16 protein-coding genes and 1 pseudogene are annotated in these 12107 nt (G+C 63.6%); 7 read left to right on the top strand and 10 right to left on the bottom strand.

The window, feature by feature from the left end:
- Entirely contained in the window at window positions 1-645 is a 645-nt protein-coding gene (locus tag QH196_RS19075; protein ID WP_280417158.1) for an SRPBCC domain-containing protein, read from the top strand.
- A gap of 24 nt (window positions 646-669) precedes the next feature.
- Window positions 670-1161: an SRPBCC family protein gene (locus QH196_RS19070; protein ID WP_280417157.1), complete on the top strand. Its 492-nt coding sequence runs from the start codon at window positions 670-672 to the stop codon at window positions 1159-1161.
- Window positions 1162-1207: 46 nt separating this feature from the next.
- On the opposite strand, the gene QH196_RS19065 is transcribed toward QH196_RS19070, so the two are convergent.
- The 5 genes from QH196_RS19065 to QH196_RS19045 form a co-directional block, all read right to left on the bottom strand.
- Window positions 1208-1720 carry an OsmC family protein gene (locus tag QH196_RS19065; protein WP_280417156.1) on the bottom strand — a complete coding sequence of 171 codons (513 nt, stop codon included), beginning with the start codon at window positions 1718-1720 and terminating at the stop codon, window positions 1208-1210.
- 92 nt (window positions 1721-1812) lie between these two features.
- Window positions 1813-2022, bottom strand: coding sequence for a hypothetical protein (locus QH196_RS19060; RefSeq protein ID WP_280417155.1), 210 nt, complete (start codon window positions 2020-2022; stop codon window positions 1813-1815).
- Between the two features lie 43 nt (window positions 2023-2065).
- Window positions 2066-2983, bottom strand: a complete 918-nt coding sequence (locus QH196_RS19055; protein WP_280417154.1) for a hypothetical protein — start codon at window positions 2981-2983, stop codon at window positions 2066-2068.
- A 15-nt stretch (window positions 2984-2998) separates the two neighbouring features.
- The gene (locus QH196_RS19050) at window positions 2999-3556 is read right to left on the bottom strand and encodes a hypothetical protein (RefSeq protein ID WP_280417153.1); all 558 of its coding nucleotides are present in this window, start codon (window positions 3554-3556) and stop codon (window positions 2999-3001) included.
- Between the two features lie 488 nt (window positions 3557-4044).
- Window positions 4045-5343, bottom strand: a complete 1299-nt coding sequence (locus QH196_RS19045) for a restriction endonuclease (protein ID WP_280417152.1) — start codon at window positions 5341-5343, stop codon at window positions 4045-4047.
- A gap of 138 nt (window positions 5344-5481) precedes the next feature.
- Here QH196_RS19045 and QH196_RS19040 point away from each other — a divergent pair, with 138 nt between their 5' ends.
- The gene (locus QH196_RS19040; protein WP_280417151.1) at window positions 5482-6366 is read left to right on the top strand and encodes an HNH endonuclease; all 885 of its coding nucleotides are present in this window, start codon (window positions 5482-5484) and stop codon (window positions 6364-6366) included.
- 272 nt (window positions 6367-6638) lie between these two features.
- On the opposite strand, the gene QH196_RS19035 is transcribed toward QH196_RS19040, so the two are convergent.
- Window positions 6639-7292, bottom strand: a complete 654-nt coding sequence (locus QH196_RS19035) for a hypothetical protein (protein ID WP_280417150.1) — start codon at window positions 7290-7292, stop codon at window positions 6639-6641.
- 224 nt (window positions 7293-7516) lie between these two features.
- Here QH196_RS19035 and QH196_RS19030 point away from each other — a divergent pair, with 224 nt between their 5' ends.
- Entirely contained in the window at window positions 7517-8404 is an 888-nt protein-coding gene (locus QH196_RS19030; protein ID WP_280417149.1) for a helix-turn-helix domain-containing protein, read from the top strand.
- Window positions 8405-8406: 2 nt separating this feature from the next.
- Window positions 8407-8598: a DUF397 domain-containing protein gene (locus tag QH196_RS19025; RefSeq protein ID WP_280417148.1), complete on the top strand. Its 192-nt coding sequence runs from the start codon at window positions 8407-8409 to the stop codon at window positions 8596-8598.
- A 50-nt stretch (window positions 8599-8648) separates the two neighbouring features.
- Here QH196_RS19025 and QH196_RS19020 read toward each other — a convergent pair whose 3' ends face one another.
- The 4 genes from QH196_RS19020 to QH196_RS19005 all read right to left on the bottom strand — a co-directional run bounded on the left by QH196_RS19020 (window position 8649) and on the right by QH196_RS19005 (window position 10707).
- Complete coding sequence (locus QH196_RS19020) at window positions 8649-9227, bottom strand: chloramphenicol phosphotransferase CPT family protein (RefSeq protein ID WP_280417147.1); 579 nt, start codon at window positions 9225-9227, stop codon at window positions 8649-8651.
- Between the two features lie 62 nt (window positions 9228-9289).
- Window positions 9290-9724, bottom strand: coding sequence for a type II toxin-antitoxin system VapC family toxin (locus tag QH196_RS19015; protein ID WP_280417146.1), 435 nt, complete (start codon window positions 9722-9724; stop codon window positions 9290-9292).
- Window positions 9724-9984 carry a type II toxin-antitoxin system CcdA family antitoxin gene (locus tag QH196_RS19010; protein ID WP_280417145.1) on the bottom strand — a complete coding sequence of 87 codons (261 nt, stop codon included), beginning with the start codon at window positions 9982-9984 and terminating at the stop codon, window positions 9724-9726. Before QH196_RS19010 ends, QH196_RS19015 begins: the two co-directional genes overlap by 1 nt.
- Before the next feature lie 156 nt (window positions 9985-10140).
- The gene (locus QH196_RS19005; protein ID WP_280417144.1) at window positions 10141-10707 is read right to left on the bottom strand and encodes a TetR/AcrR family transcriptional regulator; all 567 of its coding nucleotides are present in this window, start codon (window positions 10705-10707) and stop codon (window positions 10141-10143) included.
- A gap of 99 nt (window positions 10708-10806) precedes the next feature.
- On the opposite strand from QH196_RS19005, the gene QH196_RS19000 reads away from it, so the two are divergent.
- Window positions 10807-11790: an alpha/beta fold hydrolase gene (locus QH196_RS19000; RefSeq protein ID WP_280417143.1), complete on the top strand. Its 984-nt coding sequence runs from the start codon at window positions 10807-10809 to the stop codon at window positions 11788-11790.
- Between the two features lie 49 nt (window positions 11791-11839).
- A pseudogene (locus QH196_RS18995) lies at window positions 11840-11950 on the top strand (glycine betaine ABC transporter substrate-binding protein); the annotation flags it as partial.
- Window positions 11951-12107: the final 157 nt, after the last annotated feature.

Raw genomic sequence — 12107 nt, 5'->3', positions numbered from 1 at the left:
ATGAGAGATGTCTTGGACGAACTGGCCGCCGCGCGCCGGACCATGGGCAAGGGCAGCGTGCCCGCCGGCGACGCGTACACCATCGAGGTACGGCGTCGATACGATGCTCAGATCGAGGACGTCTGGGACGCCATAACCAATCCCGAGCGGCTGCGTCGCTGGCTGCAATCAGTCACCGGCGATCTGCGGCTCGGCGGGAAGTTCGCGTTGGGCAGTGGTGAGCACGGTGAGATCCTCGGGTGCGAGCCGCCACGACTACTGAAGGTGTCCTGGCTCTTCGGGCCGGACGCCGACGCCTGGCCCGGCACGAGCGAGGTGGAAGTACGCCTGACTCCGGGTCCGGCCGGCGATACCGAATTCGAGCTGGTCCACGCTGCGGTCGTCGAGGAGCCCCTCTTCCCGGTCTACGGCCCCGGCGCCGGCGGTGTCGGCTGGGACCTGTATCTCCTCGCCCTGGCTCGGCTGTTGGCCGGCGGCGAGAGCGTCGGCCACGAGGAGCTCCAGAAGTCGTCCGAAGGGCGCGAGTTCATCCGCCGCAGCGCTGCGGCCTGGGGCGAGGCTCATCTGGCGGCAGGTGGCGAACCGGGACAAGTCGCGGCAGCGGTCGAGGCCACCACCGAGTTCTACACAGCCGATCCGACCTGACGTTTCCGCTGAGGAGTGTGCACCATGAAATACACCAACTCGATCGAGATCGCCCTTCCTCGGGAGCAGGTGGCCCAACTACTCGCCGACCCGGCACACCTACCGAAGTGGTTGCGGGGCTTAGTGCTGCACGAGCCGGCGCAGGGGATACACGGGCAGCTCGATACCGAGTCGCGGGTCGTGATGCAGTCGGGCCAACGGACGATGGAAGGCACCGAAAGGATCACCCGCCGGGAACCAGCAGATCTGCACGGGATCCCGAATGAGAGTGTCGTTCACTTCGACCGCGAAATCGTCGTCGCGGGCATGTGGAGCGTCGTGCGTGATCGGCTGACCGAAGCCGGTCCGGAGACGACGCTATGGGAGCAAGAGAGCGAATACCGGTTCAGTAGCCTGCTGATGCGGCTGGTGGGGCTGTTCATGCCCGGCTCCTTCCACAAGCAATCGCAGCAGAATATGCAGGATTTCAAGGCGTTCGCCGAACGGGGTAAGGATGTCCGCGACGGGGACAACTGATCCGCCGCGAGCTCGCACCGCCGCCCCACAATCGACGGCTGACGGGTCAGGCTTTTTCGAGTACGGTCTCGACCGGTGTCGCACCGGTGGTGAGGTCCAGGACGGGGCAGTGGGCATCGACGGCGGCCTGTAGTTCCGCATACCGCTGCGCGGTCTCCGGCCCGCTGATCTTCACCCGGACCCGCACCGCCTGAAACCCGGCACGAACCCGGTCGTCCAGGCCGAAGAACCCGCGGATATCCAGATCCCCTTCGGCTTCGATCGACAGATCCTCGACCACGATCCCCAACCGCTGCGCCCAGAACCGGTAGGTGACGATCTGGCAGGAAATCAACGCGCCGAGATACACCTCCACCGGGTTGGGCGCGGTGCCTTCACCACCGAGTGCCGGTGGTTCGTCCACCCGCAACCCATGGGCACCTGCACTGATGGCGCTGCCCACCGTGCCCTGCGGAATCCCCGATGCGCGGAATACCACCGCGGCATTCGCCGGATCCTGTGCCACCGCGTCGGCAGTGGCGGCGGAGATGTCGTTGAGTGAGGAAGTCCCGGCTGTCATGGCCGTGACGTTAAGTTCCGGCACGCACCGAGACCATAATTGTGCTCGTGCTGAGGCGAATCGGCGCTGCCGGTAGCGCCCGGACCCGTTATTCAATCCCGCAAGAGCAGGTAGTGAAGTCGAAACGCAGTCGCGCGACCGAGCGCCAGCGTGTGGTCGGTTCGCAACAGGTTCGTCCCGTCAGCGAACACGTGGAACTCCTCATGGATCGGAATCCGCGCCGCCCAGCACCGATCACCCTCGACCATCGTGACGTAGGCACCGTCGGCCCCGAACGCACCCGGCGGCGACACCAGACGCAACGCCCCACCCTCCCCGACCTCCGGCCGAGCCGCGGGACCGTGCTCACCGTTCGTGCTCGATGTCCCGAGAGCGGTCTCGTTCCCGCTCTCGGGACCGGTTTCTGCTGTGCTTGACGGGCGGCACGATCGGCGGGGGGTTCCGACTCAGCGGCGCCGCTCCGGGAGTCGGCCGGGAGACGCGCAAGATATCTGCCGCCTCTCGGGCCGACATCGGGGTTCGTTCGCCTCGGTCTGTGGCTTCCCGGCGTTGGAGGGCGCGCTTAGCTAGCCGATCGGCGGCTTCGCGCTGTTGCTGTAATTCCTTCCGCTGTCTGTTTTCCCGTTCTCGTTGCTCGGCAGCTCGTTGGACGGCTTCCTTGACTTGCTGCTTTTGCTGGATTCTGTCCCGGCGCTCCTTGGCCCGCTGGTCTCGGCGAAGTTGTTCGGTGTTGACCAGTTCGAGTTGGTTGCGGTCCCGGCCCAGTTCCTGCCCCACCCGGCGGGCCTGTTTCGCCTGCTCATTGGAGACCTCCACCACCTGGAAGCGCTGCGGGAAGTCGCGGAATAGCTTCTCGAGTTCTCTGCGGACTGCGGGGGCGGCGGCGCCCTGTCTCATAATCCAGAGCCCGGTTGCATGCGGGTCCCGCTCGAGCACTCGCCGGTCCTGAGCGATCTGGCTCATCGTGAGTTCGCCACCGACGTTCCTGCCGCCCTTGTACTCACGGAACTCGAGCCCGCCCTTTTCGTTCACCCTGGCAGCGTCGTGTTTACGAGTCTGGCCATCCAGGGTTATGGGACGCTCGTGCTGCCAGCCGTTCTTGGGGGTCTCGCCCCGGATCTCGGCCATGCCGTATTGGAACTCACGGCCGATCTCCTGCGATTTGCGCCCCCGTTGGGAGGCTTCCCGTGGCTCGCGTCGAGCGGATTCCAGGTCATGCCGGCGTAGGTACGCTCGGCGCAGGTGTTCCTCGTTGCCGGACATCCCCCCACGCCCCGATCACCGCAGACCGTGCTTACGCTCCACGTCGAACTGGTCGTGCGGTAGCCCATGAGCCTCTGCGTAGTCGACAGATCGCGAGTACCACGCCTGGCCGATGGTGCTGTCGAAGTCCCTCTCCTCGACTGCGCTGAAGATCAGATCTTCGGGGTTGTCCGAAGAGTCGGTCCAGTCGTAGCGAATCGTAGGGCCGAAGCCGAACAGCACCATTTCGGAAGGTCTGTTGACCCACCGCCCGCCGAGGCGCCGAACGAAATACTCGCCAACGTAGGCGATCAGCTGAGAAACGGCCTCCGCCTGATCCGGTTCCGACAGCGAATCCTCGGACGGAAAGAGGTAGCCGAACGCGTCGGCCAGCCAGTCGTCGACCATCTCGTCGCTGTACACATCAACTCCCACCGGCATGGGCCCCACAGGTTCACCGGCCGGAGTCATCCAATCGGCAGGGACCCGCAACAGCGTGTCGGTGAACAGCCTGGCCGCCGCGTCCTCGACCTGGCTCCGCCACACCACCCACTCCGGATCGTCCTGCGCCGCCTTATCGATGTCGTCATTCACTGCCGTCGAGCCTTCCCCTTGCTGCCGACCGACTGAGTGTCGCAATGCATCAAACGGTACGGCGCAACAGTCGAACATGGCAACGACATGGACACGAGTTGCCGGTACGAGTTCCCTCGGGAAAACCGTGGGGTACCGCGCGGGTCAGAAAGTTGCTCGCGCGTCGTAGGCAGCACCAAAGGCCGTCGCTTTTTCTGGTGTTCGCGCCCGAAGTTGCGTCCACGGTCTCGAAGCGGGCCATCGATTTCTGGGGCCCACTACTCATCGAGTTCGGGTTTGATGTGGCTGCCAGTTTCGTCGAGGGCAACGTGGAGCGGGGCCATTCCGGCTCCGGTTTCCTTTCACGCTCCAGCGGCCCCTTTCGTGTGGGTATACCGCTGGCACGGCCATACACCGCCGGAATATCACGCCACGGGCTGCCGGACCGGATCTTGTCGATCAACCGGTGTGTTCTCCGGCGGCGCGAGGGTCGCGTTGCAGTAGCCGACTCAGAGCCGCTGCATCTGATTGCTTACCACCGTCGGTCTACTGTCGTCGAGGATGCTTTCGTCAACTGCTACCGAGCTACCGATGTCCACGACCGAATCGATATTTCGGTTTCTCGAGAACCCCTCGTCCAACCACTTCCGGAGCCGCTCGGGATCGCTGTACCCCTTCTGCCGCAACGAGTCGACGACGTCGCGTCCACAAATCATGACTATGGGGTGACCGTCTTCGCGTACTTCCTCATAGACTTGTTTCGCGAAGTAGGACAGTGTGACAAACACACCGAACTGCCGGTGCCGAATCCGGGAGATCAGCCGACTCATCTCCTTGACACCGATGCTGTTGGTTTCCCGATAGCACTTCGCTTCGAGCGCGAACTCGACAGCAACCCGGTCGGCACCAGGACCGAGCATGTAGGTGCCTACTGCGTCGCGTCCGCCGTCACGCGACGGAGGCGTCACCGCGCATTTCCCTGTGGCCGGTGCCATCATGCGCCAAATCGCTACTGCGCACTCTTCGAAGTCCGTCTCACGGCCATCGAAATGTGCGCGGATCATCCTCAGCATCTCCAACCCTGCGGGGTCGTCCGGAAGCTGATCGTCCTTCGTCCGGATGGTCAACGTCGATGGCGCAACCAACGGCCGGTACACACGCCCCTCGACCCATTCCCTCCACGGCTCCGGGCACCCCGGACCGGTGGTCGGTTCACCGGCAAGGACCGAACTAAGCCATCTGCGCTGCACTATGCCCACATCGAGGACGGTGAAGGTTGCGCGATAATTCTGGAACCGGGCACCTTTCGTGTGACGCCATATAGCGGACAGGTCCTCGTCGGAGGTCATCGTTTCCGTACCGGGCGCGAGAAGCCCTCGAAACCGGACCGAACGCCCTGGTTCGGCCTTCTCAAAACAGAGAAACGGTGGCACTACCGCCCGCTCTTCGGGTAAACCGTGGGTGGCTTCGAAGACATCCCGCAGCAGCAGGTTTCCGGAGCGCTTGGTGTGGTGCAGGTCAGAGCCGGGCCGCCGGTTGTCGCCATAGTAGGTGAAGATGCCGGTCTCCGGATCCAGGTGATCCGGCCAGTCCGGCTCGGTCCCGGTGGTATAGAGGGCCACCAGCCGCACCCTCTTCTTCCTCACCGAACCACGCGGCCGAAATCCGCCTTGCAGGCCAACCGGAAGCAGCCGGCCTAGGGCATCGTCCCCCGCCGTCCCCTTCGTGCCGGCGAGGTACAGGCGGTCGATGTGCAAATCGGCCTCCCGAAGTGCATCGAAGGCCACCGCGGACTCAGAGCCGATCATGGATGCATATCGTAGAGGCGTCTACGATCGCGGACCAATCGAGCACCCCGGATATCTAGGTCGACACGGCAGGTCGCTGATCCACCGATGGCCTTGTACAGGTCGTCTACACCCACCGAGTCGTGGCAGACTTCGAGCGTGGACCTGAACGCCGAATCCCGTCTGCGCCAGCAGATATTCAAGCACCTGCGAGAGATGACGCAGGAGAGCGTGACCGTAACCCGCGAACAGCTCTGGTCGTTCGATGTCGACGGAGAAGTCTATCGACTGATCGACCGTAGTCGCGGAATACGAAATCCCAAGGAGATGAACGGCACCCTGTCGATCATGTCCGATCCAGACAGCGGCTATGAAGACGAGGAACTCGGCGGGTCACTGTTCGCATATTCTTACCGTGCGGGAAGCGACGCGAGCGATAATACGAAGCTTCGGCGCGCTATCGAGCTTGAGTTGCCCCTTATCCTTCTCCGTAAGATTCTCCCCGGTTTGTATTACCCCGTTTTTCCGGTGTACGCAGTTGACGACGATCGCGAGAACCATAGATTTCTTATTGCACTGGACGAGGAATTGCGATCGGTCAAAAACCCCCGGCAGCTGGAACCGGTGGAGAAGCGCTACGCGGAGAGGATAACCAAGCAACGGATTCATCAGCCCGAGTTCCGAGAGCGGATCCTACTCGCGTACCAACGACAGTGCGCGGTCTGCAATCTCAAGCACAGAGAATTACTCGATGCTGCGCATATTATTGCCGATACCCAACCCCACGGTACGGCGACCGTCGACAACGGCCTGAGTCTCTGCAAGATCCACCACGCCGCATACGACGCCAACTTTCTGGGAATTTCACCCGACTTCGAGGTCAAGATCAACAAGGATCTGCTCGAGGAAAAAGACGGGCCGATGCTCGAGCACGGCATTCAAGCGATGCATGACAGGCCCCTCGTCATCCCCGCGAAACCGACGGACCACCCGTCTCGGAGCCGACTCGACGAACGGTATACCGAATTCCTGGCAGCAAGCTGACAGATTCGTCGATTGCATCGCCAGACGCTCAGGCAATGGGTCCGCCGAGGTATACCGCGGTGTCGGCCAATGGGATGGTGCCGGGCCCGCAGAGACGTTCGCAGGGCAGACCGCGTAGCGGGCGGGTCGCCCGGAAGTATTGCTTCCACGTGCGGTCCGTGGACCCCAGAAAGAGAAGTGCAGCGGTGGAATGGGCTCGATACTCGAGGCGGAGCCCGTATAGGAAGACAGTAATCTGGACGTCAGCGCCCGAAGGATGGTTTGGTCCTCGTTCATCGCTCGGCTTGGGTGAGTCCGGCGAGCAACCGGTGGAGAACCGCGAGCGATGGGCCCGTGCTCGCGGAGGTTGGCACGGCCGGTGAGTAAGGGATCCCGCGGGCGGCTGCTCGTTCGCGGGGACTGCGGGTGGCGGGGACCAATTTGCCGGTTTCGGCGAGCAGCGCGAAGGCGGCGGCCTTTCGAGGGCAGTTCAAAGGGTTGCAGGATCGGTGTGCCTGCATGATTCGATGCGCGTCGGCGACACCGAGCCGTGTGGCGGGCTCGCTGTGCCAGGCCTCCGACAACCAGATGGGCTCACGCGCCATATCAAGGGTGTTGGTGCCAGCCTTCATCCACAGCTGCTCCGGGCATACTGTGATGAGATCGCAGGTGTCGCAGACGCGGCCGGGATGATTCTCGAGGTGGCCGAGGTCGGGGACGATCAGCGTCGTCGTTGCGGTGGCATGGACAATATCGAGGACGTGACCGATTGGGTCTGGCACCGACTCGGGTCCGAGTCGGACTATGTAAATCAGTGTGTGCCCCTGGCTTCGGGCGAGTATGCGGATGGCTTCCGCATGGAGAGCCTGGTTGAAAGAAAGATCGGTCCGGAGATAGCCCAGCGCTCGGGGGCGGTGGGGATCGCACTTACCGGTCGGCTGAGTCATGGCGGCACCTCGAGTACATCGAATAGACAGGGAAATGCGCTCGGGCACTGGATATTCGGAACCGGCACAGCCGGGCGCTCGTCTATGACACACTTCACAGCGCTCGATGTCCCACCGAATCGGCGCCTCCGGACGAAGCTCTCCAAACTGCCAGCAGGAGAACCGTGCCAGGTAAAGGGCTTGCACCGAACCGGTGAAATGCGAATCCCCGAAACGGAGGACAGATGCCTCAAGACCTCGGCGGTACCGGATCAACGCTGCCCCGGCGCCAACTAGGAAGGCACCTGCTGGAGTGGCGAACCCGAGCGGGCTACACCCAGGCCAAGGCCGCACAGCTACTGGAGATGGGGGCGACCAGCCTCGGGAGACTCGAGAAGGGGGAAAACTCACGGATCAAGACGCGGGACATCCAGGCTGCTTGCGACCTGTATGGAGTTCCGGACGATCTGATAGCAGCCCTGGTCGGACTGGCCAAGCAGGCGAACGTCAAGAATTGGTGGCATCAGTACGGTGATCTGATCCCGAAGGATTTCGATGTCTACGTAGGGCTGGAAGCGGCGGCTACGAAAATCCTTTCGTATCAACCCGAGCTGGTGCCGGGCCTGTTACAGACCGCGGACTACGATCGAGCGCTGGCGCACGAACAGGGCCCCGACGAGGATCCCGAACAGCAGGCCGGACGGATCCAGCTGAAGATGCAGCGCCAGAAGATAGTCACCCGGCGTACACAGCCGGTCACTCTGGATGTGGTGGTCGGAGAGGCGGCCCTCCGGCGAACGGCGGGCGGGCGCAGTGTCATGGCCACGCAGCTTCGGCATCTGGCCGATATGTCCACCCGAGACAACATCGAGCTGGCCATCCTGCCCTTTGCCGCAGGATTCCCCGGTGGCATTTCCATGCCACCGTTTGTTGTCCTCATGTTCGGCGAATCAGCGCCGGGCGAGCCTGTAGAGCCGCCCGTGGTCTTCCTGGAAGGGATCGTCGGCAACATGTACATCGAGGATCGCGACGACGTAGCGAGGTTTCTTCGGACGTACGATCTCATCAGAGGTAAGGCGATTGCCGGCCCGGACAGCCGGCAAGCGCTCAGAGAGTTAGCAAGGGAGCCGTAAATATGCGCACTGACCTATCGGGTGCCAGCTGGTTCAAGAGCAGCTACAGCCAGCACGGTGGCGAGTGCGTAGAGGTTGCACATACTGCCGACGCGGTCGGAGTGCGGGATTCGAAAACCCCCGCCGGTTCCGCTCTCATTTTCGCACCGGCCGAGTGGGATGCGTTCCTTCGGTCAATTTCGACCGGTAGCTGATCCGCGTCTCGGTCGATTCGCACCGCGAGATCAGCAGGACGCTTCCGCTGTCACAGAATGGTTCTGGCGAGGGCGGCGGGTGTTCCTGTAGTCGTGTCGATGGTCATGTCGTAGGTGTAGCCGTGGTCGTGAACGGTGTGGAAGTGGCCGCGTGCCAGTCCGATCGGGTGGCTTCGGTCCCGTTCTCGCTGCTCGGCGACGGCCAATGGGCAAGTGACACCGACGAGCTGAACATCCAGCCCGGCCAGGGCGTCCATCCAGAGCGGTAGCAAGTCCGGGGTCAGGAGCATCTCGTCGATGACCAGATCGTTGCCGCCGTGGGCGAATGCGGCGGCCGCGGCACATCCGGAGTGCAGTATGCGCCGCCCGACGTGGCCGTAGCGGATAACCACGATCGGGGATCCATCGGCGTCGCGGCCGGTGCGGTCGTACCAGAACCCGTCTCGGCTGAGGGGGCTGTCGGATCCGCCGCCCCAGTTCGGTGGCACCAGACCGAACAAGGTGTCGATACCCCAGTAGGCGAACGGAGTATCACTCTCGTTCTGGATGGCGCGGGCCAGGGAGGTCTTGCCGGAACTCGATGTCCCGTTGAGGAGGATTACTCGACGTCGAAGCCCTGTGTTCGGCATCTGCTCACACTATCCAGCCGCTCGAACAGCCTCCGCCGACGCCGGACGGGCGTGCTCATGCCTCACCCCGGACTGCGGGTGATGATTCGGGCGGCCGGAACCGCGGCCGCGAGGTGCATGATGTCGTCGGGGTCCGAGGTGATCACCAGGCCGCCACCGTGTTGAACGCAAACCGCGACCACGTGTGCATCCGCCAGGTAGCGGCTGCCGACCTTCGCGCTGTTGAGGATCGCGCCCACTTGGCGGGCGAGATCGAAATCGGTGGGCACCATCCGCACCGGCCGATGTGCTGCGCTGTCGCGAAGCGTGCGAGCCACCAGCGTTTCGACCTGCCGCGTACGCGGAACTCCACGGCATACCTCGGCACAGACAACGGCCGGCACCAAAACCTCACTTCCGCGGCGGTACGCCTCCGCAAGCAGCGCTTGTACCCGCTTCGGTGGCTTCGGCTCACATGCCGCGGAAAGCCCAGCGGAATCGAGGACAACCGGCAGCATCAGGCGATCTCCCGGCCGAACCCGACACCCTCGAGCTCGTCGAAGGCGGCGGCCGCGTCATGTGCGTCGTCATCTCCGACCGGGCCGACGGCCTGCTCCCAACCGTCGAGTAAATCGCGAAGGGCGTCTCGCCGTGCCATCCGATCCACATGTTCGGCCAAGGCCGCGTTGACAACGGCAGACAAGTGCGCGTCACCCAGTTCGCGCGCCTTCGCCAGGACCTCTTCATCGATGGTCATCGTTATCTTACGTTTGGCCATACAAACACCTTACACCTATTCGCCCACTCCCTACATCGGAAACCCCCTGCTCAGATCCCACAGATCAGGAATCTACACACGCTGAACCGGGAATTTGCATGCAATTTTCTCCCGCTGGGACCTGCGCCCACGGGGCCCTTTCCGGTGTGGCGGTGTTCAGTTGGTGAATCGTTCCACCGCGAGCCGTAGTGCGTTTTCGGCTTCCGTGGCCGACAGGCTGCCGATGAGGACTCGCATGGTGAGTCCGTCCGCGGTGGCCATCAGTGACCTTGCCGCGATATGCGGGTCGGCGAGATCGGGTGCGATTCCGGCGAGTAATCGGGCGGCCTCACTTTCGGCGCCGTCCTTCGCGTCGGCGAGGATGCGGGCCAGGGCCGGGTGGTTGATGGCGGCGGCGATGTATTGGTGGAAGACCGAGACTCCGGCACTGGACGACTCCGCGCGGGGGATGGATTGTCCGATCAGCTGCCACAGTGTTTCGCGGTCGTCGGCGTACTCGGTGGTGGTGTCGTGGAGTTGCGCAGCGCCAGACACCATCGTTTCGAGACCAGCCCGGAGAAGTTCGTCCTTGCTGGTGAACCAGTATTGGATTTGCCCTACCGAGACCCCTGCGGCTGCGGCCACGTTGCGCATGGATACCGCGCTCATGCCTTGTTCCGCGATCACCTGCCATACCGCCTGGATGATCGCGATACGGCGGTCGTCGGGGTTCGTGCTGCTCATCCCGCAATACTAGCGACGGAAAATACGATCGTATTGACCCAGGTGTACGCTGGGGACCATCGATAAATACGACTGTATTTTCCTGGAGTGGATATGGGCGTGAAGCCGAACCGAAGCATTCTGAAGGCCCTGGCCGCGGTAGTGGCCGCATGGCTCGTCGCCGATAAAATCGCCTCGGTTGTTGCGCCGGAGCCGACGGTGGGTCACTGGCGCAGCCACGAAGGGTTCGAGTCCTACCGCGCTGCGTACCACGCGGCGATGGCGACGCTACCCACACCGACGCGTACCCACGACGTCGCCACCGATTACGGCAGCGTCCGGGTATACGAGTGGACCGGCACCGAGGGACGCGAAAGTGCGCCGCCGGTCGTATTCCTGCCCGGAATCCGTTCGGGCGTACCGATGTGGGCCGAGAACCTGCCCCACTGGATCGGCAAACGCACCCTCTATGCGATGGACGCGGTCGGCGATTCCGGAATGTCCACCCAATCGGCGCCTTTCACCTCGTTCGACGATCGGACAGTATGGGTGGAGCAGGCACTCGCGGGTCTCGACATCACTCACGCCCACATGGTGGGGCACTCTTTCGGCGGCGCCACCGCCGCCGCCCACGCGCTCGCCTACCCCGGACGGGTGGCCTCCTTGACGCTGCTCGAGCCGGTGGTGGTGCTTTCCGGATTCCCGGTCTCGATGTACCTGTGGTCGGCCCTGCTTGCACTACCGGTCCCGCAGCCGTGGAAGGACCACGCGCTGGCACAGATCGGCGGAGTGTCGATCGAAGAAGTACGGGAACGCACCCCTGTCTCGATGATGATCGACGAGGGGACCAGACACTACAAGGCGGCCACCCTGGTGCCACGGACCCTCACCGATGCGGAGTGGAAGTCGATGGCGATGCCGGTCCGGATCGACATCGCCGCCGATAAATCCTTGGCCGGCGGTCAGGCGGCCGCCGACCGCGCCCGAGCACTGGGAAAAACCCCGGTCACCGTCTGGCCGGAAACCACACACTCCCTGCCCATGCAGGCCGCCGAGCAACTCGGACCGGAACTCCTCAGGTACTGGACCACCGGTGACCGCTGACCCGATCACCCGGGTCGGCTACTTCTTGCGGCCCACGGCCGCGCAGCCCGCGGCGGGTGCCGATATCACCGATCTCACCGGCGCCCCGGGATCGGGGTCGTCGCGGCAGGCCCAGCTGAACGGACACGCCGACGTGCTCTGGGAGTACACCGGCACCGGCTCCTCGGATACCTCCGCGCCACGCGACCATCGCCACGGTCAGCGCGGTCAGCATGACGGTGTTGGTATCGGTGCCGTAGCGCGGGGCCAGCGTTGTCACGGCGGCGGAGGTCGTGGCCTCGTCGAACTCGCAGACGATGCGGCGCATCGTCGAAGGG

Origin of the sequence: Nocardia carnea (assembly GCF_029868325.1) — a bacterium.
Taxonomy (GTDB): domain Bacteria; phylum Actinomycetota; class Actinomycetes; order Mycobacteriales; family Mycobacteriaceae; genus Nocardia; species Nocardia carnea_C.
The sequence above is the reverse complement of the archived record's forward strand: the minus strand, read 5'-3'. Positions and strand labels throughout refer to the sequence as shown.